This is a genomic window from Vibrio sp. AK197 (genome assembly GCF_053903115.1).
This window is the reverse complement of record NZ_CP096430.1, coordinates 2,657,253-2,683,292: the sequence shown is the minus strand read 5'-3', so window position 1 is coordinate 2,683,292 and position 26,040 is coordinate 2,657,253. Positions and strand designations below refer to the sequence as shown.

The window sequence follows — 26,040 nt, the reverse complement described above, 5'->3', positions numbered from 1 at the left end:
TGGTAAGAGCAAATACAGTGAATGAATTAAGTGACTTGCTATCGATTTGAAAGAGCGCACGGAGAGAAAACGAAAAAAGCCTGACGAATGACTTCATCAGGCTTTTAGAATATGGTGGCCCCTCGCAGACTTGAACTGCGGACCAATCGATTATGAGTTAGCCACTAACGCAGTAAGTCTAGGAAAACCGAGGTAAATTAAGCGTAACTAAAAATACCTTAAAGTATTTACTAAACAGTAGTTTAGCGTAGTTTCTCTAAAGTTGTCAAAACTAGTGACTGTACCGGTAGCGTACCTTTTTTTCGGTACAGTACTCACACTCTGTGATATCAGAACTCTCCGATCGAGCCCTTCACCACTCCTGTACCCCAAGACCGAAGAGGCAATATTTTCCCACAACAAAACCGGCTAGTCAGCACATAATAGACACGTTTCTTTTGTCATTTCTTGACCGCCTTTTATCAATGGCAGATTATGAGCTTAGTAGATTATTGGTGGTGAGATAGACATGTTCTGTAGTTGCAGAGTGTTTAGTAGAATTGACCATATAAATCAGTGCATTGATATGATGGTGTCTGTGTTTTCTTAAAATCTCATATAAACAATGTCTGCTTAAAAAAGACTGTTAAATTTCTTGGCATCTTTCCGCGTATCCCTCACGGCAAGTGCAGTGCCATTTCAAGGGAATTGAATGGAGAAACGATATGTCTACCACTGGGGAAAAACCAGGAAAAGGTGCATACACATGTGATAACTGCGGACAGGTGGTTGTATTAGATGACAACTCCGATACTTTACCGCCTTGTCCAAAATGCCAAGAAACTGAGTACACACCATAGGAGGGAGTGTTATGAGTGGTAAATCTACGCACGTTGTTCCAAACTCTGATGGTGGCTGGGACATTAAGCAGAGCGGCGGGCAACGTTCATCTGGTCATTTTGACAGAAAACAGGATGCGGTAGATCGAGCGAGAGAAATTAGCCAAAATCAAAATACTGAGTTGGTTATTCATAATAAGGACGGCCAAATTGGTGGAAAAGATAGCCACGGTAACGATCCTTTCCCTCCAAAAGGATAACTAAAATTTAACAAATCAATGCAGCCGACCGCTATTGCGTCGGCTGATTGAGGCGTTAGTAGTATTAGAGTAAGGAGATAATAATGGACTGGAGGGATTGCGACTCACTCAGAGCATTAAAGAAATTGGGAAGCTTTAAATCAGTAAAGGAAAAGATAAATTGTGACCTTGAAAATATTTCATCAATTAATGCAAGAGGGTGGAATGAACTATTCGATAAAATAACATCTCTTCGCGCCTTGTACATTTCAGAACCACAAAAATCAGATGGAGATTTCATATCTGAAAGTAATAAGTACATCTTTGTACTCTTATACACATCCGGAAAGATTAGGCTCGATTTTTTAGAAGTAGATGTTAATCATTATAAAGACAAATCTGTTGCTAAAAAATGGAGAAATAAAGTGCTGAAAGCAATACATCCTGACGTATGTAGTGATAGTCGTTCAGAAGCAGCAACAAGAGCTTTGAATGATATTTATAATGAAATGGTGCAATGATGCATGAGTTGTTACCTTTTAAGAGTGAAAGCGTTAAGGGTTTGTATAAAAAACCAAGCATGGAGCAGTTTGAGCACTTAGACTCTAAAACCATAAAAGGTATTGATAATGCTTGGGATAAAATTGGGATAATAAATGATGAGGGTATTGTTTGGGTTGAATCAAGCAAATTGCATACCGTAATTAGAACCACTAAGGGAAATGCAAAATACTGGGTTTCAAAGCTGCCGAACAATGAAAAAATTGTAGTAGAAAATGGGGATATTTATGTTAGTGGTTCTTCATTGTGTAAAAACTTGGACGAGCGAGTAAATTACGCAGGAAAACTAAATACAGAAGACTATTTGGAGTATTCCTATGCACTATTGGTTGCGACACGCCGATGTTCTCGAGCTCGAGAACTTAGAGCTAAACGCTATGAGCAAACTTCAGAAAAGCTGAAAAGACTAAAATCAATAAGAATCAAAGTCCATAAAATAACGAAGGATGAGTTGACTGGAGATGATTTGAATATAAGGACAGCTGAGTTTTCACACATACGTAGCAAAAGTGCCTATCCTCAAATTGCCCACTATTTGGATAATGGCTTAATTGTCAACAAGTCCACTCATGACCTAATAACTAGGAATAATGTAAACGATGAAAAAGAGTTACTGTTCCTTTGTCAGCAAATGTCTTGGAGTACAAAGTGGTACAACAACTTTAAGAAATCGTTTTGCAAATAAATACTGTATACAAACTGTTTAAGAGTGATTCGCAACGCGTGGCATTTTCACTATGCGTTGTGTTTGGCGTTTAAGGTGGTATGCGGCGGAATCGGTATTGCGTTGCTCACACCTTAACATGGCTTTAGAGTGATAATAATTAAATTCGGAGTTACATTTGGAAAAATATGTTGCAACATCTTTATCAGAGTATATATCAATAGCGACATCTATTGTAGACCAAGTGGATGATGCATGGTTTCGTGGTCACGCAAATGCCTCATATAGACTTACACCATCTGTTCTGCGTGATAGTGTTCCATTGACGGATGGTAGAGGTAATCAAGTCGAAGACGGACAAATAGTCATCTCCGAAGGTGGAACAGTTACAGGAATCAATCCTGAAAGGATGTTTTACGAATTTAAATCGAGAGCAATGCCATTTTTAGGTCGAGAGCCTAAAAATAATTTCGAATGGATGTTTTTGATGCAACATTATGGGTTACCTACCAGATTGCTGGATTGGACGGAAAATGCCCTAGTTGCTTTGTTTTTTGCATTAGAATCATTTCCAAAATCAGAAGAAGAAAAGATATATGATCATACCGCTTCAGAAGAATTTTTGGAACATGATGAGTTTTGCCCTCATGGTGCTGCAGTATTTGTTGTTAGTCCATCCAAATTAAATAAAACCTCTATTGGTAGATCAGACAAAATTTACATATCTGAAGAGCCTGATAAGTGGGATTCTTATTTTGATCCAATGAATAAACCAAGCAGTAATTATACACCAATTGCGGTTCAATCTAGTCATATAGATACAAGAATTAGATCGCAATCGGGGCACTTTACTCTGCATGGTGCAAATATATGGCCATTGGATTATTACACTGCATTACGAAATATTTTGAATAAAATATTTATACCATATGAATATTCACTACAAATTTTCCACGACTTGCAAGCATTAGGTATATCGGAATCTTTTATATATCCGGGTCTTGAATCCTTATCTCGAGATATAAAAAGAAAGGAAACAAGTTACTTTCTTCGTAATTTACTCTAACAAGGCGAATGAATTGAAAAAATACATATCACGAGTTTTGGTTTCCAAAATGTAGCGCCTTGTATTTTGCAACTGTTCTCATCATTATGTAGTAGGGATAGTATGGATAATTATCGACAAATATTGGCAAGAGTGCTAGATGAAATACCTTTTCCGGAATTTAGGAAGCGAATGGTTGGATTTATCAAGAATCCAGTCTTAGATAATAGTTATGCATGCTCTACCCAGCTTCAGAATTCCGGTGTTGACATTTTTAATGCATTAGGATTCTTGTCAGTCGCGTGTTTATTTTTAGCCTTAGTTGAAAAGTCTTGGGCTGTATTCAAAACAATATCTGTATTTAATCCAGTTCACATAGTCGCGATCTATATCGCTAATGGTATCCTGTATGCAGCCACATTATCTTTAGTTTTTACTGCTTGGTACTGTTTACGAGTAGGTAATGTTAATTACTACAAAGATATTTTTTATAAAATATTTGCTCATGGGTTACGAATATATGCTTTATATGGATTGCTTTTAGGATTACTATTTATAAAAAGCTACGGAGATCTTTTGCTCAAGGGATTATTCCCTGAACAGTCATTTTCTCACCTCGGTTGGATGATTTATATATTAGTCGTATTGGTGTGGTGGCCATTTAGGTTGTTAGTTAATCCAATCTTCAACTTGATGGGTTTTCAACGCTTCAGAAAAACTGCCTGGTTCGTTACAGCGTGTCTTTGCTTCGCAAGTTTTCAACCAATTAAAGTAATAGTAATAAGTGGTAGTAATAAAATTATCAATTTTGAACGGCAGTGTAAGGTGTTCAAAAGTGGAGAATATTATAAAGGCTTGAATGGAAGTGCAAAAGAAGAGGCGGAAGTATATTTTTGCAAAACTAAATAACGCCATGAGTATGGCGTCAATAGTTAATTTTCGCCATATTCTCATCTCACACAGTTCCGTCTCTTGGTATTTTATTCAGGATTACAACCACCTTTAAAAAATAAGCGATGATGGTTCTCGGAACTAAAAACTTTATAATTTCCATATCATGTATCAGGGGCAGAGTATGAATCCTCTCCAACTGATTGATTGGCAAAGTCGGCGACTTTAACTTCATAATCTACGTAGCAGTCTAGTTGATGTGGCTCTACTTGATTGGAGGTAGGTAATTCATAATTAATTACTTCACCTTCGCTATTCTTACGCTCTTTCTTATAGATAAAGAACTCTGCGTATCTGTTTGGTGAAACACCCTCAAAATTCTTTAGCACTAATTTATCGTGATTTGGACTATCTATTTGAGAGATTGCGTCACTATGTAAATCGAGGGCTAAACTTTTTTCGTAAGGCTCAATGTAAACAACGCTTGTAATACCTGCAGCTACGATATGTCTGGCACAATTGTGACAAGGAAATGTTGTACAATACAAAGTTTTTCCAATAGTACTTGCTCCGCTGCTGCGAGCTAGAGAGACTATTGCATCCATTTCGGCGTGTATTGCTCTGGAATACTCAATAAGTGATTTTGCTTTTGAATTGTTGAAGATAATGTCAGCAACTCTTCCTGGTTCAGAGATTCCTTCACCGACAAGAATCTGTTTTATCTGTTCTTTCAGTTGTAATTTGTGTTTATCGTTTTGACACCCTGATTGGTTATAACACCGCAAGTCTTTTTTACTGTCGTTATCGTAGAGGCCTCCTCCAAACTGAGGGACATCATTGCATCCTGTAGCAATTATTTTCCCTTTATCATCCATGATTGCAGCGCCTACTTGTCTAGATAGGCAAGCTGAAGAGAGCGATGCTGATTGAGCTGAGTAAATGCCTCTCTCATCTCTAGTAGGTGTGTGATTCCCGACTCCATGGACCAAGTTTATGAACCTTTTTATAGACCGACTGAGTTCTGTAGTATCATCGAGGTTTCTGATAAAGTAGTCTGACATTTGGATTGCTTTCTCCACATGCTGACCAAATTTGTCATTACTATTCCGATCTCTTTCTATGAGCTTTATCGCTTCAGTACCGTCTGTAATGCCTTCTTCCTTGAGGTTCTTCTCTCTTTGATCCTTAGTTCTCAGAAGGCCAATGAGATAGAAGTTTTTTCTGTAGACTTCTTGAAACAGAGCTACTTCATCGTGGTGTTTTATCTGATCAACGACATATGCTACTTTTTTTGTGACTTTGACAGCTTTACCACTATCACTTCCATCACCAAATATTGAGTTTCTGATTAGATGTATTCTGCGAATGCCAATTTCAGCAACTGTAGTGTTTGAATGCTGCTTTCTAAGCTGATCTCCGAGATCCTGTAGAGTATTGTAGCGCTGAAATCCACGTAAACTGAGTATGGATTCTGGATCTGGTTGGGTAGCTGCAATTAAGTCACTGAGCTTTATGTGTTCGACATGATAGTTGGCGGACTTTAGTTCAGTAATTACGACGCTTTTAAGTCTATTAATTCCTGCACCAACAGCACCACAGAGGCCTATAACGAGCTCTTGTGAGTGTCTAGAACGTATAGCTTCAAGCGAGTTTCTATAGCCGCTATTCGCCGCCGAAGGAGATTGTGAAGGGGATATACTCGTAACAGTTTCTGCTGGCATTATAAGTCCCTATAGATTGCGCATATAGGGTCATATTATCAGACATAACAACTTTACCAATCAAGCTTACTTGCTGCTACCTTGAGGTTTTTCTTTGCATTTTCGAATGCGATCATCTTTTTCTTCTGGTGAATTGAAGATACCGTTGCCTTTTGGGAGGTAGAAGGATGTTTGCTTACTTTCTCAGCAGTACGAGTTTCAGACACAGCCATATCAACAATATTCATTGCATTCACCTTGAAAAAATTCGCGCAAATTATACACAAGCAATCCGTGCTTTCAATAAAATTTCTATTGCGTTTGATTTGAAGATATCATCTCAATGATAGTAAAAGCACCCTATGAAACAACTTTATTTTTCTTATGTGAGGTGTTGCTCAACTTGATGAAGAATAACTAATAGCTGTATTAAGATTTTTATGTTGATTTTTTGTTCTTTAATATCAATAATTTATGTTTTGGTTACTTGTTTCTTCTGCCTCGGAAAACATATAACGTCTTATACATTCTCAAATTATCTTTTACCTACCTAGTTGCGACGTAGCTTCGAGCTATATCTCTTTTCCAAAACTTCTTTCATCTTGGCCGACGCATCTTTCATGTCCTGGCGCAGATCTTCAATTTCTTCAGGTGTGAGTGGTCTTGGTCCATCCTGGTCTAGTTGCTCAGAACTGGATGATTTGGCTGTTTTTCTCTTTCTCAGCTCTTCTCTGGCCCATTTTGACGACTCCAGCATATCATTCCTCAAGTTTTCCTTTTCGGCTTCTGTGAGGGGGCGTGGTGGCTCTGTATTAGGTTCTTTTCTTTTCATGTTACCTCTATTGATCGAGCTACGTTGATCTCAGTGGTTTAATTCATTCACTTCTTGGCGTACAAACCATCATCTCACCACGTGCACTAATGCTCAATAAGTAACCTATACCGACAGCAGGTGACCAAGTTACCAATGAGGGAGTCCAGAGGGGCTTGCCCCTTTGGGCATAGCGCAGCGTAAACCTTCAAATTTTATTCGAACGTAAGTTCGCGAAGACATTGATTCATGGGGAGGTACGAGGCATGAATCAATGCATGAAGTAATAGGTTAGGAAGTCTGTACAGTTCTCACTTCTCGTGCTTCCCGTGGTCCCGTTTTAGAGTCTCACTTTATCGACGATATGGTTTGTACGAGTTAAATTTTTTCGTTTTAAGGGCTACTGAACAGTGATTGATGAGTAAATCTGTAGAAATTGGAGTTTGGGGTGGGGTCAGAATCGCTCATTAGTGGCGAAAAATTGAACATTTCCAGATGCCAGGCGTGCGAATATGACCGGAGTAAACCGGCGTGTTGTATTGAAGTGTTGAGCTTGATTTAGGTACCGTCAGCTCTCGTTGCTAAAAGGCTCTGCTTCGCAATAACGATAGTCCTGCGTTGTTTGCAGTGATATCGCCATAGAATGAGCGATACGAGCACCGTGGCCTTTAAATACTCGCCATTGATTACTTAGCCCTTTAGCTTTGAGAGATTTCAGAGCGTGCTCTTGTTGCTGAGAAAGCCAATCTTTTTTGAACCCGAGTTCAGTCATGAATTTTTTCGTGAACCATTTATAAGCGGGCTTGTTGAAGACCTTTCCTTCACTCGTACTCATTCTTGCAGTGATACTATTTAAGTAGCCTGCATCGGTGATTTTTTTGATATACCGGTACCAAGTGGAACGGGGAATCGTTTCGTTGTGCAGTCGTTCATGGCGTTTCATGAAGGCTTTGTATGTAATTGGGTCCAAGAACTCTTTTTTGGCTACGCCGATACGCAAAGTCGACCAATCTACTGCATCAATTAAGGTTTCGAGTATTCGGTACATTCGGAGGCGAGCGTCTTTGCGGCATATATCCAGCGATTTGAGCATAAAGCTACGTACCGGGAATTTAGCGACTCGGTCTGAGACGATACGAGTGGTTTCTGGTACTGCTTTGAGCCTTTTTCCTCGATACTTGTTAAAACGGTGCTTATTTTGTCGGGTGCTGCTATTGTTTTTGTTGGTCATGGGATCACCCTTTGAAGATAGAATATGTCAGGGTGAAAAATGAGCACTTTATATCTTTAAAGCGTGCTCTATAATGTTTTATTGTCATGTTATACCTCTCAGGAAGGTTAATGTGAAAATGCGGGCCGGTGTTGCGAGCACCGGCCTGTGTGTCTTGATTATTTGCCTTACTTGAACGGCCAACCTCTGGTTTTGTTGGTTTGCTTATTCAACGACATCATTCCTCGATACGCCTTGTTTGCCACTTTGTTTTGAATCCCTTTCAGCACGTCAGCTAAGCGATAAAGCTGCTTACTGTATTTGGTGGAGTGTGCCCACTGACCAGCAAAATAAAACGCCAGCATCACCAGGAACATGACCGTGAAAAATGCGCTAAAGTCGGTCCAGTTTTGAGGTGGGAAATGTAGATCCATGCTTGTTCTCCTCTATGCCTAATGGTGAAATCCTGAAGAATTGTTCTCTCAGAACTTCGGTGTGTGATTCTTTAGCCAACCGTCTACCTGCGCGCTAAAACTCAATTCGACTCACGCCCCATACCTGCAGCTCTGGCAAACGGTGTGTCACCTGTACCTGGTTCTTCGGACTTGGCAGAATCGCTGCCAATTGAGCCTGTCATCATCTCAGCCATCTCTGAGTTGGTCGCCGACTTAAACGCGGCTTGAAGGGCGGATGCGCCACCGGCAGTGCTCATGACTGCACCAGCGGCCATTCCCCCTGTGGTCATTGCGGCCCCGGCCATTGCTCCGGCACTGATGTTGCCTGAACTGGCGGCGGATCCAGCGCCTGGGATTAGGCCTGCAACGATATTGGGAACGGAGTGGATCAATAGCACCAGGACCAGAGCAACAATGAAAATAACCAGCAGCTCTCGCATGGGGGCATCGTCAGAAAGATTGACCAGGAATGAATCCATGATGGACATCGCAATGCCGATCATGAGCGTCATCGTCATGAGTTTTAACGCCAGGCCAAGGACGTTACGGAAATAGTTAATGGCGATATCGGAAGTCCAGCGCGAGCCGCCAAAACCAAGCACAAAGATTCCTGCATAACAAAGTACCCAGGCCGACACCAAGGCCACTAACACGTTGGCAGAAACGATAGTCATACACACGACAATCAGCAGGGTGATGATAAAGATCGCCAGGCTGTCGAAGGGGCTGGAAAAGCTGTAGGCATTGCCTGATTTAGCCACAATATCCAGGGCGATACTGATTGGCTCAGATGGCGTCAGTTCACGCGGTAACCCCGCAGCTTCTGCGCCAATGATTCTCAGTGAATCGATGATGGACGTGGCAAATTCAGGACCATTGCGTAGCAGCCACAGAAAGAAGCCGAACGTCATTATGAAGCGGATAAACTCGGCAAAGAATTCCCTGATATCCGCTTGGCGGAGGAGGAGGGTTCCTCCGGTCCAAACCAGAGAGATAGTACCAAGCAGCCAGAACAGCCAACTGGCATAGTTGGTCATCACGCTAGTCCAGGTACTGGCGACCGTCATGAATTGCAATGCGACGTCATCCAGCACACCGTTGTTATCAATGGCAGCATGGGCGGTCACCGAAGGGACAATCAAGCCCAAGGAAATTACCTGACGAGCCTTCATGATCAGAACCCCTTATTCTGGCTGCGATCGGTAGGGTCACCCATGTTCCAAAAGCAGTTGGCTTGTTGTTTTTCGGCTTTGGTCAGGTTCGGTGAGTCGCAATCGATATCTTTGATGTCTTGGGATTGGTCACAGCCAAGCAGAAGCAATGACGTAAGCAGGCACAAAGCGATAGGTGAAGTGATTTTCATGCTTAAAACCCTCTGTTTTGGGAACGGTCGGTTGGCGAACCAAAATCAAAAAGTGCTTCGTGGGCGGCTTGTTGCAGTGCCTCTTTATCGGCGTCTGCCTGCATCCGGGCACCTACAGCGTTTTGCTGAGCAATCAATAAACTGCGGATTTGCAGCAGTTGGTTAGCCTGGTTGCTGGCAAGTTGATTGGCATAACCGATAGCCGCCATCTGACCATCGGCTCCCTGAGCGGCTGACTGCAATCGTTGAAGCTGGCGGGCATCGGTTTGTAAGTTGTCTTGCTGGAGTGCCAGGTTGTTGAATAAGGCGTCGTTGGCTTTTTTCTGAGATTCAGAGGCCAAGCGACGGTTTTGGATCATGGCAGTCCTTTCCGTTTCACTGCACCCTGAAGAGGAAAAACAAGGTGAACTGCGGTAGTAGGCCACGTCCTGAAATTTGCCCAGATACTCGTCCAGACTGCCGAGCTGATTCTGGTAATAGGAGAGTGTATTGGTCGCCTGAGTCAGATCATGAATCGTGGATTGAGCCTGGTCCCAGATGTAGGAAGCCGGAGCCATGGTGTTTTGTAGCATGTTTTCATACTGCTGTAATTGGGACTGATACTGCTGGATTTGTTTGGCAGTCTGCGTCACGGCTTCCATCGCTGAAATGATGTTTTGTTGCAGGTTAACGCCATCGGCCACCGGTATACCGGACCAAACAGGGCTGGCGTGCGCCATTATTCCGCCGAGTGCTAAAAGACGAATTTTAGCCGCTAAAATTTTTGTGCTGATGTTCATCGTGTATTCCTTACTGACGTTTAAGTGGTTTATCGACTTCTGCTCTTCGTGGCTTGTTTCTGTTTTTTCTGAGCCATTTCAGCGCGCAGTTGCGCTTTACGTTGTTCCAGCGCCGATGGCCTTTGCTCCTGTGGCTTGTCAAAACGCATGACATCAAGCTGAGAAAGGGTGCTGAGCGTGTTGCGCCTGATGCCAGGCGGCGCTTTACCAATTGGCGGAACACCACGGCGTTGAGCCTTAGCCGGTGTGGCCTGATGGTTGGCAGACAGCAAAGCTAATCGACGTTGTTCCAGACCTTTATCGCTGAAAGTAAGAGGCAGGCCGGTGTCTGCCGCTGCGCGGATCACGCGAGCTTTAAATTCCGGAGAACCATTGACACTGATTTGATTACCATAACGCTCCAGGGCTATTTTCAGCGCCTGAGTTATCGCTTCGGAGTCGGATTGAGTCGAAACCTGGAGGCGCTGACCATCGTCACGGACCGCGCCATTTTTGGAGCGAAACAGAACGGTGCCGGTTTTGGTGATTGAATCGATCACACTGCTCTGGTCTTTGCGCGTCTGTCCGTTTCCCTGGAGCGTGTTGCCATCCAGTGCCTGAGCTGCTTCTCGCGCTCGCAACGCGGCTAATGCGGTTTGGTCACCTTGTTGCGCTTGGTGCTTCAGCCAGTCGGCCCAGGTGAGCTTGCTGTGAGTTTGATAAACCTGTTGGCGTTCTTGTTGATATTGTTTATGGATAGAGTCCAAGCGGCTTTGCAGCGCCTGACTTGCCTGGGAATACAGTACGCGTTTAGTAAATCGACCGCTGCTGGTCAGTTTGATGGCGGCGCGGCGAACCTTGTTGTTATTTTTGGCGTTGATGAATTGCTGGTTTTTCTTGTGGCGAAGCTGGGCTAAAGCGGTGGCCTTATGAGTCGCGAGAGCTTGTTGCTCACGCTGATAGCGTGCATACAGTTCGCTGATATCGATGCGTGTCTTTAGCGGCTGCTTTTGGTACTTACGCTGCGCGGCTTGGCCGGAGTGATTGCTATCGGTCTTAGCCGATTGGAAAGCGCCGAATCGAGCTTCTAATTTGGGTTTTGAGAAATCGCGCGCAACCGTACTGGCTTTGACCGTGATGCCATTGTCAGCCGAGAAAACCAAGCCATTACCTTTGGCCGATAGCGTTAGGCCATGTGTGCGGCAGGTATCGTGTAATTCTGCCCAGGTTTGGGCGGCTTTCATCTCGTCTAAACACTCTCGTTTGATCCAACCGGCCAGGCTTTCAATACCAGAGTGTCGTTCCATGTCAGCCGCGCGCGCAGCGTTGTGAGTTTGTTGCGGCGTATGATTGTCCTGCTGGAGTCCAAACGCTTTTTCTAACTGCTCACATTGTTCGGCTAAGGTTCGATAGGCGGCATACGGTTCATGCATGGTGTGGCGCATTGGGTGAATCTTATTGATGGCAACATGGATATGCAGGTTGTCCGTGTCGTTGTGAACGGCGCTGATACGTTGATGTCCGTTAAATCCAAGGCTGTCACACACACGTTTTTCAATCTCTGAAAGCACGTCCTGAGCAAGCTGTTCACTGGCTCGGAAGCTGATGATCAGGTGATAGGTTTTATCGTTCTTTGCCCGGGTGTTCGACTGCTGAGTGGCAAGTACTTCGCTGATTGCGTCCCGGACGGAATCGGCGTGGCAGTTCGTCAGCTTAACGTGCCCCAAGCGGTGCTCTTTGCTCTGAGCATCGGTGAGGTAATTGATTAAGCCGGCAAAATCAGATTTGTGCGTGGAACGCATCGGAATGTGTTTGACAATCATGACTATGACCTTTGGCGCAGGACCGACTCCATGATGGTGCTCATCTGATCTTTCGTGGTATCAATCCGGTTCAGCACGGCCTTGATGGTCGGCACACCGATTTGCGCGGCTTTAACATCGTTGGTCAGCCAGAGTTTGAGTAAACCGCCAAGACGGCCAAGATCGCCATTGACCTTAACCAGTTCCCGCACCTGCTGTGCATCGACGACGCTTTTCACTTGGCGTCCCTGACCAATTCTGCGCAGGTAAGTGGATACGCTCAGCCCGGCTTGTTTGGCGTTGGCTTCAATCCGTTCACGCTCTTCCGGCAGGCAATAGACTTTGATTGGCGTCGTATTCTTCCTGGTGACTTTCTGTGAATGATTCATGTGTTGTCTCCGTCTCGAACCGTCTGTTACTGACTCGGCCCCGCAGGGCAGGATTACCGTTGAGCGCCCTGGCGCGAATAAGGGAAGTGAAGTGGTAACCGCCGACTTGTCGGGGGGACCACTTCACCTATCCTGCCCGCAATATCACCCGCAACTGTGTTTTGGATACCGCAGGTATGCTGCGCTGCTGTCGCGCAATTGCGCGTAAACCAGCCCAAAAGCAGGCAAAAACACGAACAAACCACATCAATACCAGCGAAAAACACACAAAGTTGTGTCTGCGTTGCGCGTTGGTAGTGCCGCGACTGCGAGCTGACAGCGGGTAAACTGCGTGGCGGCGTATTCATATCAAGTCCTGCTTATTTGGCTTGCCATCAAACGAAAATCCGCTGATTTTGCGCGAAACGTTCTGCTTTTCTTCATCTGGCTTATTGGTTGTGCAGGGCTTGGACTTCGTCGCGATGTACTGCTTTACGTAGCGCAGAAACGTTTCATAGCGGAACGAGATATATTTCTGCTCCGTCAGGTACTCCCAGATGGTTTTGAGGTTATATCCGGCCTCAATGCTTTCCTCGACGAAGGGTTGAACGCCAAGGAAGGTTGCAAGGACTTCCTGCTTGGTGGGTGAGCGAGTATTGGGCTGACGCTGAATAATCCAGGCTTGCAGCTCTTTGACGGAATCCGGCATCTCAAGCCTCCATATTGTCCGGGGTAGCCTGGTCAATTAAGTTGGCGATATCGGAGACCTTGAAATAAACGCGTCTGCCTATTTTGAGTCGATTGGGTTTCAGCTTGTTGGCTAAATCACAGTTAGTGCGAAGAGTAATTCTCAACCCTTCAGGACTGCGATGCAGGATCTCCGCAACCTGAGTAAATGACAGCAGCGGAGAATTTCCGTATTTGTTGTACAACCATTCTTCAGTCGTCATGTTGCTCTCCTTCGTAACGTTCGTTATTACTTTGAATTTGAGCGTATGAAATGTGAGTTTTCGTGTCAAATGGAAGCTTTTCGGTGGTATAGCTATACTTTTCGTGAATTTTGTCGACAATTTTCGATATGTCGTAAGTTTTTTGATTTGATGTTTTCTATTTTTTAGCGGCTAAAATAGAGTCTTTGCTGATTTTGAGCGTTCTTGATTTCGGTATATCGAACATTAATATCTCTATTGATATGGTTGGTTATTTATCCTGTTGTTTTAATTATTAAAATTTACCTTTGTTCTGTATTTATAAATAAAGAGAGAGGAGTGGAATCAAGCGAGTGAGATAGTCAGTAGAGTTGGATTAATTCGGGGGGGAATACGCTTAACTTGTAAAATTGCTTAATTGATTTTTCTCTGTTTTACATCTTTATTTGTGATTTAAATCACTATGGTTGAAGGTGTCCATTTTATGGCTTCTTTGCACAGCGTGAATGTGCCCCTCAAGTGTCAATATCAATATATGTGAGCTTATGAAACGAAAGTGTTAACTCGTAAACGCTCCAAACCGAGGCCAAATTTAATGATTTACTTCACTTACTCCTGTTATTGCTTTTGATGAACTTGCGTTAATCTGCAACGACAAACTACTTGTGTCATCGCCAGTTACAGGTGAAAATCTAACAGACTGAATAATGGAGAATTATATGTCTGTTGGCTACTCAATCCGAATCGACTTCGACAAAACCGAGGAAAGACCAGAGCGAGTCTTTCACGCAATGGCTGTATACATCGAGGGGTTCAACGAACTTCAAGAAGCTTTTATTAAAGGCTACGGCAAAGACATAGAGTTTATTTCTTCATTAAACAGTACTCGCGAAGGCTCTTGTATCGCGGATATTGGTACAAAGCTGAAAGACAAAATTCTCAATGCAAAGCTGAATAACATCTTTGACGGCATCTATAATGGCGTAAGAAAAGAAATCGCTACGGCTAATAAGATTGATTCAGAAAGTGATGTACGAAAGTTCGTGGATAACGTCTATACAATAGCATCTGCAAATGAATCATCTTTTGAGCAATTCACTTGTGAGGGTGATGCTCACTTGATAGATGTGGCAAACGCATTGAACAAAATCTACAAAGCCAAGGGTATGCTTTCACCATCCGATTTGGTTCAATTCGGTCGTGAACTAGACTTTGATGACATAAATAAAGATTTTTCTTGCCCTCGAACGGGAGACCAAATTTTTGAAGACACTGTTCAGCCTTTTCCGTCTAAAGAGGTGTTCATTGTTCGTCGTCCGTCTTATGTTGAGAATCTACAATGGGACTTTGAGTGCAATACACGCAAACCTAAGAATTTCAGCGCGAAAATGTTAGACGAGAAATGGTTCAAAAAATGGTCGAACCATGAAGAACAAATATGGCCTGGTGATGCTTTACATGTTCAAGTAAGAACGAAGCGAAGAACTAACAAGCTCAAGAAAAAAGTATCATACGAAACCGAGATTTTAAAAGTGATTCGAGTTGTCCCGCAAAGCGAGATAGAGCAATTCACATTGGACTTAGAAAATGACTAGAAGTTATGACACAGCGAAGAAAGAAGCGGTATTCATAGCGTTGCCGCTTCTGGTGCTGTTCTTGATAAAGATGCTTAACAATGAGCTAATGTCATTCTTAAAGCTCTCTGACTTCTCTCTAGCGACTTCTATCATGTACGGACAGTTACTAGCTAAGACACTTGATGTACCTGATAAAAACAAGAAAAGAGATAGGTTTAGCACTTATCAGGTATACATCTTTGTTGTGTCTATTTTGTCTATGGCAATGTATATCGGATTCCAGTTGATACCTGATATTAACTTCAACTTTTACATAGCTCAGGTGGTTACTTTCTTAGTTGGAATTATGTTTTATATCCCGTTATCAACACTCATGAGTGACTTGTCTAAAGAGTAATTGACATTAGTGATACCAGGAAGCCAAAATCAATTCCGAATTAATCTAACCCATTGTCTTTTGTATCGTCTCATACTCATTCTAATAAAAAAGGCCACCCCCTACAGGTAGGCTTTTGATACGTATCATTTGATTATTTTAATTAACAATAGCTACTATAATCATGACTGAGGTAGTTTCGCCCACACTCTAAAATCGCGTTTTATTAAAGTCGCCAGCTTTGATTTAACTAAAATCAGGCTATCTGAAGTAGGTGAAGATAGTCCAACGAGCTAGGCCGAGATTTTACCCGATTTCAAGCCGCGTAATTTGACGTGGTATGGCCCCTAGTTTGGGTGAATCAAAAAACTCATTTTTCCCATTTTATACACTTGAATCTTCTCAACTGAATTGGCTTCTTGTGCGCTTTGTACTAATCGACAAAGCTTAGAAATAGACTTCACATTGTGTGTAGCGATATTGTGTTGGAATCGTCGTAATTCACCGAGTGTACATGCTCGGTAAGCTCTCTCTACAATTTTGTTTTTTTCCAGAAGACGCTTTTTTTCTGGAGATACTAAAGCTAAAAGCTGCAAAATTTTGTCTATTTTTTCGTGCAAATGTTCAATAGCATCATCTTCAGTAGCCACACCATATTTTTTCCACACGGGTTCGTGGTGAGAGACCCTGTTTCGGAACTCTCTTACGGTTTTGACTAGATCTTTTGTATTGCTTAGCAGCTCTTTGGTCTTGGTTGTGTTCCATTCACCTTTGAACACAGTACCTAGGTGAGTTGGCCAAATCAAACCTGGCCCCATAAACTCCTTGCTAAGAATGAATTCCCATGTGGAAAATTCAGTCTTTGCAATGATCTCTTGGTGTTTCGGAGTTGGGTTATTGATGTTATAACGTTTCTTTTTGTCTTGTTTAACTTGTGATGCAGCCTTAGAGAAGTTAGTCCTTATAGCCTCGACTTCAAATGGAGGCTTCTTATTTGGCTCATCTGGGTTGAAACTTTTAAAATGGAGCTTGTTCTTCCTCCACCAAAAGTAACCCAAACCTTCTGAAGAGGTTAGTGCAGAGTCAATAGCGTTGCGTAATGCCACCTCTGTGGCACTAAGTAAAGGGTAGAGAGCTGAGCAAACGTGGGAGTTCCATAAGTAAGCTCCGAGTAATTCAATATCGTTTTGCGTATTAAATGTAACTTCATAGCTTTTTAGACGTCCTTCTGTGATAAGATCGTCTATAATTTCTTGATAGTAAATTGTATGTGGCATTTATTATTGCTCTCGAACTTCAATGTTGACGCCTGCGTTAGTATTACATATAATTTACCACAAGGTTGACGTCTGGCTCTAAGGATTATATCCAAGACCTTGCGTAAAGACCTAAAGAATTCGCCCCAGCCTTGAGCTGGGGTTTTCAATTTCTAGAAGCCAATAATTTCTCATCTAGCATACCACTCAGGTATCAATTGGTTGCATATAAACATTCTAAGTTCAAGATACTTTAACTAATCTGAGGATTACATCTTAGAATTCAGGCTCTAAATTACTATTGTCCAAAAATGATTTGGGCAGTATGTAACTTCCCTTACACGTAGGTACTGCCCCCCAAGTGTCAATAAACCAGTCCTGACGATTGCTCATAGCCAGGTCACACCGGCATAATCCTCATTTCATTGACACTTGAGGGGCGGTGTTGGCTAAGACTTTTTCCCTTTCGCAATTGCGTCCAGTTCTTCAACAAGGTCTTCGGCTCTGAGGTGCGTGTAGCGGCGTAGCATCTGCATTGATTTATGGCCGCTGATGGCGGCGACTTGCTGATCACTTAGCCCGCCTTCAACCAAACGGCTGACGCTCTCGTGGCGCAGGTCGTGGAATTTAAAATCCTTCAGGCCAATCTTGGCTTTAATCTTCATCCAGACTTTATTGAAGTTGTACGGGCGTCGCTTGCCGTCTTTGCCTGGTTCACCGAAGAAAATCAGGTCGGTATCAATGGGCCGTACCGGATTATTAATTGCCTGTTTAAAGGATTCTAACGCCAGGAGAGAAAGCGGGACGGTTCTCGGCATGGTGTTTTTGGTTTCGACCAGGAAAACCACGCGCTTTTTCAAATCAACCTGAGAGCGGCGCAGAGAAGTGATTTCAGAGGAACGCATCCCGGTTTCCAGCGCGATACGGACAATCCAGGCCAGCATCGGGTTGGTGTGCGCCTCAACAGCTTCCAGGAGCTGTAACTCTTCTTCCTCGGTTAAGCGTCGTTCCCGGCCAGAAGGCGGGGAGGGCTTACGAATATTCTGGACCGGGTTAATTGCCAGGCCGATACCCCACTCTTTAATCGCAATGTTGTACAGGTGACTGAGCAGGGCCAGGTCAATGCGCACGGTGTTAGGTGAGCGTGGCTTAGGGGCCGGGTTACCTCTGGCGTCGCAACGATCCAGGCCAGCTAACCGGTCGTCTCGATACTTGGCAATGATTTCGGGCGTCAGGGCGGCCAGGGAGTATTTTCCCAGGGCTTTGATGAGCGGTTTGGAATGTCTCGCGTCACAGGCAGCGGTCGCCGGTCGTTTGGTAGGTGAGATTTCTGCCAGGTAGCGTTTTAATGCTTCTTCAATGGTGAGGCGTTCAGATGAAGAGCGTTTGATATACACGCCACGTACAATTTCATCTTCGGTGCGTCTTGCCCAATCCTCGGCATCGCGTTTGAGACGAAAAGTTTTAGACGTCGTCGGCCAGCCGGTTTTTCGAATAACGGCTTTCCAGGTACCTGAAGAGGTTTTAACTAAAGTTGCCATGTGAGTACTCCCGAATGCGTACTGTACTGATTTTGTACCTCGGGACGGAATAAAAGGCAACATTCAAAGAAGGGTAAGCGATAAGTGCTTGATTTGAATGGTGGCCCCTCGCAGACTTGAACTGCGGACCAATCGATTATGAGTCGACTGCTCTAACCACTGAGCTAAGGGGCCAATGTGGAGCGAGAATTATAGGGGAAGCGGCTCATACTGTCTAGACAGTAAGGTGGCTAAATGCGCTTAGTTTTTATTCACTTAACCTTACGAGCAATAAAAAAGGTGAGCTAACGCTCACCTTTTAATCAATAACACACGAGTTACTCGTCTAAGAAGCTACGCAGAGTTTCTGAGCGGCTTGGGTGACGCAGTTTACGTAGAGCTTTGGCTTCAATTTGACGAATACGCTCACGGGTTACGTCAAACTGTTTACCTACTTCTTCTAGCGTGTGGTCTGTGTTCATATCAATACCAAAACGCATACGCAGTACTTTGGCTTCACGTGGAGTAAGGCCTGAGAGTACGTCACGAGTTGCGCCTTTCAAGCTTGTAGCTGTTGCTGAATCCAGTGGCAACTCAAGCGTTGTATCTTCAATGAAATCACCTAGATGCGAATCTTCGTCATCACCGATTGGTGTTTCCATCGAGATTGGCTCTTTCGCGATTTTCAGTACTTTGCGAATCTTATCTTCAGGCATCTGCATACGTTCTGCCAATTCTTCAGGAAGAGGCTCACGGCCCATCTCTTGAAGCATTTGACGTGAAATACGATTCAGCTTGTTGATCGTTTCGATCATGTGTACTGGAATACGAATGGTACGAGCTTGGTCTGCGATTGAACGAGTGATCGCTTGGCGAATCCACCATGTCGCATAAGTTGAGAACTTGTAACCACGACGGTATTCGAATTTATCCACCGCTTTCATCAAACCGATGTTACCTTCCTGAATAAGATCCAAGAATTGGAGACCACGGTTGGTGTACTTCTTGGCAATAGAGATAACCAGACGCAAGTTCGCTTCAACCATTTCTTTTTTCGCACGACGAGCTTTCGCTTCACCGATCGACATACGACGGCTGATATCTTTAATGCTTTGTACACACAGTGATGTTTCGTTTTCAATCGTTTTGAGTTTCAAGATTGAGCGACGAATGTCATCTTCGTAACGTTTAATCTTCTCTGCATAAGGCTTGTCTGAAGCAAGAACTTCATCTAACCATGCTTCGCTTGATTCATTACCTGTAAATAGGGCGATGAATGATTTCTTCGGCATTTTGCCGTATTCAACCGCTGAGCGCATGATAAGACGCTCTTGAGTACGAACGCGTTCCATTGAGGTACGTAGTTCTTGTACTAGATAGTCAAACTGTTTCGGTGTTAAACGGAACTCTTTAAATACATCCAACATGACTTCGCCAGCCGCGTCTGCTTTTGCACTGTTTTCACCGTGCTCGTTTAACGCTAACTGGTAATCTTGGAATGTATTACGTAGAGACGTGAATTTCTCTAGCGCAAGTTCTGGGTCAATACCGACATCGGTTTCTTCTTCATCACTATCTTTATCATCATCCTCGTCTTCATCTTCATCTTCGATGTCGTCTTCGTCATCGAGATCAGATTCAGCCAGTTCAGAACCGATATGGGTCGCCGTTGGTGCAGCGGTTTCATCTGCATCTGGGTCCACAAAACCGGTGATCAAGTCAGTTAAGCGTAGCTCTTCGGCTTGAACTTTATCGAACTGTTCTAGGATGTATGGGATGGTGCCTGGGTAGATAGCAACAGCGTTTTGAACTTGGTTAATACCGTCTTCAATACGCTTTGCAATATCAATTTCACCTTCGCGAGTCAGTAGCTCAACGGTACCCATTTCACGCATATACATGCGGACAGGGTCAGTGGTACGGCCAATTTCACTTTCAACACTAGAAAGTGCTGCTGCCGCTGCTTCCGCCGCATCTTCATCGGTAATGGTGTCATCATCGTTTAGAGCAAGATCATCTGCATCAGGGGCAGTTTCAACTACCTTGATGCCCATGTCGTTGATCATCTGAATAATGTCTTCTACCTGTTCTGAGTCTACAATCTCAGCAGGTAGGTGGTCGTTTACTTCGGCGTAGGTCAGATAGCCTTGCTCTTTGCCTTTAATTACAAGGAGTTTTAGCTGTGACTGCGGATTTTGATCCATAGACGGTATCCAACTTAGTATCTGGTGAAGGAATTAGTATGCGAATTGCAAACCATACATGTTAACAAATTAATTGATTGCTGACTATTCAAACAAACAGGGTTACGCTTTTAAATCTAGCATTAATGCCATCAGCTCCCTTCTTTCATCGACTGATAAGCCGACGCTTCTCTCTTTGGCTTGCAGCTTGTCAATTTGTTTTTCCACACATTGAGCCAGTATTCTGTCCAATGAGTCTAAAAATATATCTTCTTGATTGTCGTCATCGAGTGGTACTTCCCACCCGGCTAAACGAGACAAGGGTGCCTCGTGCTGATGATTTCGCCAATGTTCTATTAACATTCCGGTATTGATATGGGGATTAGCCCTACAATAATCAAGCACATCGACTAATAAACTCAGCCCCGGCACAGGTAGGTCTCTGACACTGCTGAGATCCGGTATCAATTGAGCATAGTTTGGATTTTGGATTAAGAGTGCAATGACTTCTCGCATTGGCGTCCGTTTAATCTCGCGATGAGGTTGAGGACGCTTAGCCTGACTGTCGTCTCGACTAATTAATTGCTGAAGCTGGCGTTCATCCATTAATCCTAGGCGTTTACCAAGGAGTTCCCTTAAGTATAGCCTGAGTGTGCCACCTGGTACTTTTTCTATTAAAGGAACGGCTAAGGCGCTCAACTTCGCCATTCCTTCTCGAGTACTGACATCAACATCTTGCATTAAAGAGTTAAACATAAACTCTGAAAGCGGCGTTGCATTGGCGACTTGTTCTTCAAAAGCCTGCTTACCGTGTTGGCGAATGTAAGAATCTGGGTCTTCGCCATCAGGTAAAAACATAAACTTGAGTTGACGGCCATCCGTTAAATAGGGCAGAGCATTTTCCATCGCTCGCCAAGCCGCTTCTCGCCCGGCACGGTCGCCATCGTAACAACACACCACATTACTGGTTTGACGAAACAGAATTTGCAAATGATCGCCGGTGGTTGACGTTCCTAATGAGGCAACGGAATAATCCACGCCATATTGTGCAAGCGCCACCACATCCATGTAGCCTTCGACCACTAAAATGTGGGGTGGTTCGCGATAAGCCTGCAAGACTTCATAAAGTCCATAAAGCTCTTTTCCTTTATGGAAGATAGGCGTCTCTGGTGAGTTGAGATATTTCGGCGTACCTTCACCAAGCACTCGCCCGCCAAAACCAATCACACGGCCGCGTCGGTCACGAATCGGAAACATGACTCGGCCTCGAAAACGGTCATAGCGATTGCCTTTGTCGTTTTCAATCAACATACCGCCAGACACCAGCATGTCTTGGACCGCTTTCTGCTGACCAAAGTTCTTACGCACCAGATCCCACTCGTCAGCGACATAACCGATACCAAATTTCTGGACAATCTCGCCAGATAAACCTCGGTTCTTCAAATAGTCAATGGCGACTTTACTGCTTGAAAGCTTCAATTGCTGACGGTAAAACTGGGCAATACTGCCCATTAAGTCATAGAGGCTGCGTTTTTCTTCACTGCTGGCTTGCGGCCCTCGCGGAGTATTTTGGCTGCCGCTGCGTTGTTCTCTTGGGACTTCAAGACCTAAGAACGACGCCAACTCTTCAATTGCTTCAGGAAACTCTAAACGCTCATATTCCATAAGAAAGTCGATGGCATTACCGTGAACGCCACAACCGAAGCAATGGTAAAATTGCTTCTCTTGACTGACTGAAAAAGAGGGGGTTTTCTCGTTGTGAAAAGGACAACAAGCCCCATAGTTTTTACCTTTTTTCTTAAGTTTCACGCGCGCATCAATGATGTCGACAATATCCAGTCGAGCAAGAAGATCATCAATGAAACTGCGGGGAATGTGTCCTGCCATAAAACCTAACAAAAAAAGAAAACCAGACGGGAGAATACAAACAAGCCGTGCGTTCCATAGGATTGCACGGCTTGCTGCAATAGTTTTTGTGGGTAAACCTTAAGCGAGCTTAGCGCGAACTAAACCACTGACTTTACCCATGTCTGCACGCCCTTGAATCTGAGGTTTAAGCACGCCCATCACTTTGCCCATGTCTTGCATGCTCGCCGCACCTGAGTCAGCAATAGCACGTTCAATTAGTGCACTTACTTCGTCATCGCTAAGCGGTTGAGGCATAAAATCCTCAAGAACGGTGATTTCAGCTTGCTCTGCTTCGGCAAGGTCTTGACGACCTGCTGATTCATATTGAGCGACAGAGTCGCGACGCTGTTTAACCATTTTGGTCAACACTGCAATAATGTCGTCGTCAGTCAGAGTAATTCTCTCGTCGACTTCACGTTGCTTGATGTCAGATAAGGCTAAACGAATAGTGCCAAGGCGCAATTTGTCCTTGGCTTTCATCGCTAATTTTTGCTCTTCTTTGAGTTGGTCAATAAGAGCCATAACTAATTCCTCTTAGGGATTCAGCTATTAGTACAAACGAACGCGACGAGCGTTTTCGCGAGCTAGCTTCTTAGCGTGACGCTTTTGAGCTGCTGCTTTAGCGCGTTTGCGAACGGTAGTTGGTTTTTCGTAGTGCTCACGACGACGCACTTCAGAAAGGATACCTGCTTTTTCGCAAGAGCGCTTGAAACGACGTAGAGCAACGTCGAATGGTTCGTTTTCACGTACTTTAACTACTGGCATATGCCTTTCACCTCAGGGGTTATTCGTTAACGCTGGAGTTTATGCGCCAAGTCATGTGACCCGGTCTACAACCAGCTAGATCAAAAATGGTGCGGAATTTTAATCCGAACCAAGTCAGTTTGTAAAGCCTTTTGTCGATTATTGTCTGTACAAAATTTGTTTGAGACGCCAATTACAGGTAAGATTGCCGCCAATTTCAAATTCAGCAATAACCCCTTCGAGATTACCATGCGCATTCTAGGTATTGAAACCTCCTGTGATGAAACTGGCATTGCCATTTATGACGACCAAAATGGGTTGTTGGCTCATAAGCTTTATAGTCAAGTTAAACTGCATGCCGACTACGGCGGCGTTGTACCTGAACTGGCCTCGCGAGATCATGTTAAGAAAACCATTCCGCTGATAAAAGCGGCGATGTCAGAAGCGAATCTTACGCCCCAAGATATTGATGGTGTGGCGTACACGGCTGGGCCTGGGCTTGTCGGGGCGTTACTTGTTGGCGCAACGATAGGCCGCAGTTTAGCTTACGCATGGAATGTTCCTGCAGTGCCGGTGCACCATATGGAAGGTCACTTATTAGCGCCAATGCTTGAAGATAATCCACCGCCATTTCCGTTTGTGGCGGTATTGGTATCTGGTGGTCACTCGATGATGGTCGAAGTTAAGGGCATTGGCGAATACACCATCTTAGGTGAATCGATTGATGATGCCGCAGGTGAAGCGTTTGATAAGACTGCCAAATTAATGGGATTGGATTATCCTGGCGGCCCGTTGCTCTCACGTCTGGCTGAAAAAGGAACGCCGGGACGTTTTAAATTCCCTCGACCAATGACTGATCGCCCAGGTTTGGATATGAGCTTTTCGGGCTTAAAAACGTTTACCGCCAATACCATTGCGGCTAATGGGGACGACGAGCAAACTCGCGCGGATATTGCCCTAGCGTTTGAAGAAGCGGTATGCGCCACTCTCGCGATTAAATGTCGCCGCGCATTGGAACAGACAGGGATGAAGCGTATCGTCATCGCTGGCGGTGTCAGTGCCAATAAACGTTTACGTGCTGAGCTTGCTAAGTTGGCGGAAAAAGTCGGAGGGGACGTTTATTATCCTCGTACTGAGTTTTGCACCGACAATGGGGCAATGATTGCTTATGCCGGCATGCAACGTTTACGTAATGGTGAAGTGGCTGATCTTGAAGTGCAAGCAACACCGCGTTGGCCTATTGATCAGCTAACGCCCGTTGCTTCATGATTCTCAACAATAAATTGATGCCGATTCAAAACAGTCACTTCGGTGGCTGTTTTTGTTTTTCTTAGGCGCCTATTTCGCGGTAAAAATGAACCGTTTAGTTTTATAAAAAAGTAGGAACAGGATGAAGACGTTTTCGATAGATGGCCAACAGATGGCGTACCATGATTATGGTCAAGGCCCTGTTGTTGTATTTGGCCACAGTTATTTGTGGGACAGTCAAATGTGGCAACCACAAATAGAAATGTTGAGTCAGTCTTATCGCTGTATTGTTCCCGATTTTTGGGCTCATGGTTTATCGCAAGCCGCGCCTTACAACATGGCTAACTTACGTGATTACGCCGCTCACATTCTCGCTTTGATGGATTATCTCGGGGTTGAAACTTTCTCGATTGTTGGTTTATCCATGGGAGGAATGTGGGGCGCGGAGGTTGTGTCACTAGCGCCGAAGCGGGTTGAGTCGTTGGTTTTGATGGACACGTTTTTGGGGTTAGAGCCTGAAGTTACCAATCGAAAATATTTTGCGATGTTAGAAACCATCTCTTTATCACAGATGGTGCCGCAGCAGTTAATTGATACGGTTGGGCCTATCTTTTTCGCGAAGAATGTTCGTCAAGATAACCCGCACTTGATAGAGCTATTTGAGCGTCGTTTGGCAGCCATCAAAGGACAAGATGCCGTAGAAATCGCCCGTGTTGGACGGATGATTTTTGGTCGCCGCGATATGATCGATGAAATTGAAACGTTTCATTTACCGGTGCTAATTGCTGTTGGGCAAGACGATATACCGCGACCAGTGCTTGAGTCATATTTAATGCATGATTGCATTGAGGGGAGTCAGTTGATCGAAATTCCGAGTGCTGGCCATATTGCCAATCTTGAGCAGCCAGAATACGTCACGCGAACGTTGCAATCCTTCCTCGAGAAAATTCGCCGCTGAGGCTAAATTGGCAAGGTGATTAAGATGGTTTCTTCAACGAAGAGGCTGTCTTTTTACCGACTTTGGGTTCGGTACCACTCACTAATCGCCGAATATTTTGATGGTGACGCAAGACAATCAAGCAGCACAACATAGCGACGGGTAAAGTGTATTGTGGCTTGATAAGCCAAGTATATAAGGGAGCAATAAGGACGGTAATGATTGCTGCCAGCGACGAGTAACGAAAGACCACGGCGATCACCAGCCAAGTGAACATGATCAGTAAAGTCAAATCCCAGCCAATCGGTGCAATTGCCCCTAAAGCGGTCGCCACCCCTTTTCCGCCTTTAAAATGGAAAAATAGGGGGTACATATGCCCAAGACACGCCGCTATCGCCACCAAGCCTAAAATTAAAGGTTCAATTTCAAGAAAATACCCTGCCCATACTGGAATCGTGCCTTTTAGCATGTCACACAACAGTACCGCTGCCGCACTTTTTTTCCCGCCAATGCGCATTACATTGGTTGCTCCTGGATTGTTGGAGCCGACGGAACGAGGATCGGGTAGGCGGAGTAATCGACAGATCAGCACTGCGCTAGAAATAGAACCTAGCAGATAGGCGCAGATAATCATCGACAGTGCTAATGGCGTCATAAAGGTTACTCGCGTGAAACAG

29 protein-coding genes and 1 tRNA gene are annotated in these 26,040 nt (G+C 44.2%); 10 read left to right on the top strand and 20 right to left on the bottom strand.

The annotated features are described in order from the left end of the window. Positions 1–704 precede the first annotated feature (704 nt). The 6 genes from M1D72_RS19500 to M1D72_RS19475 all read left to right on the top strand — a co-directional run bounded on the left by M1D72_RS19500 (position 705) and on the right by M1D72_RS19475 (position 4,236). Positions 705–839, top strand: a complete 135-nt coding sequence (locus tag M1D72_RS19500; RefSeq protein ID WP_082038639.1) for a zinc ribbon-containing protein — start codon at positions 705–707, stop codon at positions 837–839. 11 nt (positions 840–850) lie between these two features. After that, positions 851–1,078, top strand: coding sequence for a DUF2188 domain-containing protein (locus M1D72_RS19495; protein WP_456296247.1), 228 nt, complete (start codon positions 851–853; stop codon positions 1,076–1,078). Between the two features lie 83 nt (positions 1,079–1,161). Continuing rightward, a complete protein-coding gene (locus M1D72_RS19490) occupies positions 1,162–1,578 on the top strand; it encodes a hypothetical protein (RefSeq protein ID WP_317344633.1) in 417 nt (138 codons plus the stop codon). Further along, positions 1,575–2,303 carry a hypothetical protein gene (locus M1D72_RS19485; protein WP_317344631.1) on the top strand — a complete coding sequence of 243 codons (729 nt, stop codon included), beginning with the start codon at positions 1,575–1,577 and terminating at the stop codon, positions 2,301–2,303. The genes M1D72_RS19490 and M1D72_RS19485 overlap by 4 nt, the downstream gene beginning before the upstream one ends. A gap of 157 nt (positions 2,304–2,460) precedes the next feature. After that, positions 2,461–3,348, top strand: a complete 888-nt coding sequence (locus tag M1D72_RS19480) for an FRG domain-containing protein (RefSeq protein WP_317344629.1) — start codon at positions 2,461–2,463, stop codon at positions 3,346–3,348. A gap of 102 nt (positions 3,349–3,450) precedes the next feature. After that, positions 3,451–4,236: a hypothetical protein gene (locus tag M1D72_RS19475; protein WP_456296246.1), complete on the top strand. Its 786-nt coding sequence runs from the start codon at positions 3,451–3,453 to the stop codon at positions 4,234–4,236. Between the two features lie 146 nt (positions 4,237–4,382). Here M1D72_RS19475 and M1D72_RS19470 read toward each other — a convergent pair whose 3' ends face one another. The 12 genes from M1D72_RS19470 to M1D72_RS19415 all read right to left on the bottom strand — a co-directional run bounded on the left by M1D72_RS19470 (position 4,383) and on the right by M1D72_RS19415 (position 13,635). Further along, entirely contained in the window at positions 4,383–5,939 is a 1,557-nt protein-coding gene (locus M1D72_RS19470) for an anti-phage dCTP deaminase (RefSeq protein WP_456296245.1), read from the bottom strand. A gap of 53 nt (positions 5,940–5,992) precedes the next feature. Continuing rightward, entirely contained in the window at positions 5,993–6,166 is a 174-nt protein-coding gene (locus M1D72_RS19465) for a hypothetical protein (protein ID WP_158141135.1), read from the bottom strand. Positions 6,167–6,468: 302 nt separating this feature from the next. Next, positions 6,469–6,750, bottom strand: a complete 282-nt coding sequence (locus tag M1D72_RS19460; protein WP_158141134.1) for a hypothetical protein — start codon at positions 6,748–6,750, stop codon at positions 6,469–6,471. Between the two features lie 547 nt (positions 6,751–7,297). Beyond that, entirely contained in the window at positions 7,298–7,960 is a 663-nt protein-coding gene (locus M1D72_RS19455; RefSeq protein WP_456296244.1) for a hypothetical protein, read from the bottom strand. Between the two features lie 167 nt (positions 7,961–8,127). Next, the gene (locus tag M1D72_RS19450; RefSeq protein WP_456296243.1) at positions 8,128–8,373 is read right to left on the bottom strand and encodes a hypothetical protein; all 246 of its coding nucleotides are present in this window, start codon (positions 8,371–8,373) and stop codon (positions 8,128–8,130) included. A gap of 101 nt (positions 8,374–8,474) precedes the next feature. Beyond that, a complete protein-coding gene (gene trbL, locus M1D72_RS19445; protein WP_456296242.1) occupies positions 8,475–9,566 on the bottom strand; it encodes a P-type conjugative transfer protein TrbL in 1,092 nt (363 codons plus the stop codon). 2 nt (positions 9,567–9,568) lie between these two features. Continuing rightward, positions 9,569–9,757, bottom strand: coding sequence for a hypothetical protein (locus tag M1D72_RS19440; RefSeq protein WP_055467082.1), 189 nt, complete (start codon positions 9,755–9,757; stop codon positions 9,569–9,571). A 2-nt stretch (positions 9,758–9,759) separates the two neighbouring features. After that, on the bottom strand, positions 9,760–10,536 hold the full coding sequence (gene trbJ, locus M1D72_RS19435) for a P-type conjugative transfer protein TrbJ (RefSeq protein WP_193267246.1): 777 nt from the start codon (positions 10,534–10,536) through the stop codon (positions 9,760–9,762). A gap of 29 nt (positions 10,537–10,565) precedes the next feature. Beyond that, positions 10,566–12,338, bottom strand: coding sequence for a TraI/MobA(P) family conjugative relaxase (traI, locus tag M1D72_RS19430; protein ID WP_456296241.1), 1,773 nt, complete (start codon positions 12,336–12,338; stop codon positions 10,566–10,568). 2 nt (positions 12,339–12,340) lie between these two features. Continuing rightward, entirely contained in the window at positions 12,341–12,706 is a 366-nt protein-coding gene (traJ, locus tag M1D72_RS19425; RefSeq protein WP_456296240.1) for a conjugal transfer transcriptional regulator TraJ, read from the bottom strand. A gap of 343 nt (positions 12,707–13,049) precedes the next feature. Further along, positions 13,050–13,394 carry a TraK family protein gene (locus tag M1D72_RS19420; RefSeq protein ID WP_456296239.1) on the bottom strand — a complete coding sequence of 115 codons (345 nt, stop codon included), beginning with the start codon at positions 13,392–13,394 and terminating at the stop codon, positions 13,050–13,052. 1 nt (position 13,395) lies between these two features. Further along, positions 13,396–13,635: a MerR family transcriptional regulator gene (locus M1D72_RS19415; protein ID WP_017048924.1), complete on the bottom strand. Its 240-nt coding sequence runs from the start codon at positions 13,633–13,635 to the stop codon at positions 13,396–13,398. A 698-nt stretch (positions 13,636–14,333) separates the two neighbouring features. On the opposite strand from M1D72_RS19415, the gene M1D72_RS19410 reads away from it, so the two are divergent. After that, positions 14,334–15,209, top strand: coding sequence for a hypothetical protein (locus M1D72_RS19410; protein ID WP_222803405.1), 876 nt, complete (start codon positions 14,334–14,336; stop codon positions 15,207–15,209). Beyond that, positions 15,202–15,588: a hypothetical protein gene (locus M1D72_RS19405; protein WP_222803406.1), complete on the top strand. Its 387-nt coding sequence runs from the start codon at positions 15,202–15,204 to the stop codon at positions 15,586–15,588. Before M1D72_RS19410 ends, M1D72_RS19405 begins: the two co-directional genes overlap by 8 nt. 326 nt (positions 15,589–15,914) lie before the next feature. Here the strand turns inward: M1D72_RS19405 and M1D72_RS19400 are convergent, their stop codons facing one another. The 7 genes from M1D72_RS19400 to rpsU all read right to left on the bottom strand — a co-directional run bounded on the left by M1D72_RS19400 (position 15,915) and on the right by rpsU (position 23,199). Next, the gene (locus tag M1D72_RS19400; protein ID WP_222803407.1) at positions 15,915–16,844 is read right to left on the bottom strand and encodes an Abi family protein; all 930 of its coding nucleotides are present in this window, start codon (positions 16,842–16,844) and stop codon (positions 15,915–15,917) included. Positions 16,845–17,272: 428 nt separating this feature from the next. Then, complete coding sequence (locus M1D72_RS19395; RefSeq protein WP_456296238.1) at positions 17,273–18,364, bottom strand: tyrosine-type recombinase/integrase; 1,092 nt, start codon at positions 18,362–18,364, stop codon at positions 17,273–17,275. A gap of 98 nt (positions 18,365–18,462) precedes the next feature. Beyond that, positions 18,463–18,538, bottom strand: a tRNA-Ile gene (locus tag M1D72_RS19390). Positions 18,539–18,681: 143 nt separating this feature from the next. Further along, positions 18,682–20,547 (bottom strand): RNA polymerase sigma factor RpoD, encoded by a 1,866-nt coding sequence (gene rpoD / locus M1D72_RS19385; RefSeq protein ID WP_390193763.1) that lies wholly within the window; start codon positions 20,545–20,547, stop codon positions 18,682–18,684. Positions 20,548–20,649: 102 nt separating this feature from the next. Beyond that, a complete protein-coding gene (gene dnaG, locus M1D72_RS19380) occupies positions 20,650–22,413 on the bottom strand; it encodes a DNA primase (protein ID WP_456296237.1) in 1,764 nt (587 codons plus the stop codon). Between the two features lie 99 nt (positions 22,414–22,512). Further along, positions 22,513–22,956, bottom strand: coding sequence for a GatB/YqeY domain-containing protein (locus M1D72_RS19375; protein WP_390193757.1), 444 nt, complete (start codon positions 22,954–22,956; stop codon positions 22,513–22,515). 27 nt (positions 22,957–22,983) lie between these two features. Then, positions 22,984–23,199: a 30S ribosomal protein S21 gene (rpsU, locus tag M1D72_RS19370; protein ID WP_001145625.1), complete on the bottom strand. Its 216-nt coding sequence runs from the start codon at positions 23,197–23,199 to the stop codon at positions 22,984–22,986. A 228-nt stretch (positions 23,200–23,427) separates the two neighbouring features. Between rpsU and tsaD the strand changes: the two genes are divergently transcribed. Continuing rightward, positions 23,428–24,447: a tRNA (adenosine(37)-N6)-threonylcarbamoyltransferase complex transferase subunit TsaD gene (gene tsaD, locus M1D72_RS19365; protein WP_456296236.1), complete on the top strand. Its 1,020-nt coding sequence runs from the start codon at positions 23,428–23,430 to the stop codon at positions 24,445–24,447. Between the two features lie 121 nt (positions 24,448–24,568). Next, entirely contained in the window at positions 24,569–25,384 is an 816-nt protein-coding gene (locus M1D72_RS19360; protein ID WP_456296235.1) for an alpha/beta fold hydrolase, read from the top strand. A 19-nt stretch (positions 25,385–25,403) separates the two neighbouring features. On the opposite strand, the gene plsY is transcribed toward M1D72_RS19360, so the two are convergent. Continuing rightward, a complete protein-coding gene (plsY, locus tag M1D72_RS19355; RefSeq protein WP_390193748.1) occupies positions 25,404–26,018 on the bottom strand; it encodes a glycerol-3-phosphate 1-O-acyltransferase PlsY in 615 nt (204 codons plus the stop codon). Positions 26,019–26,040: the final 22 nt, after the last annotated feature.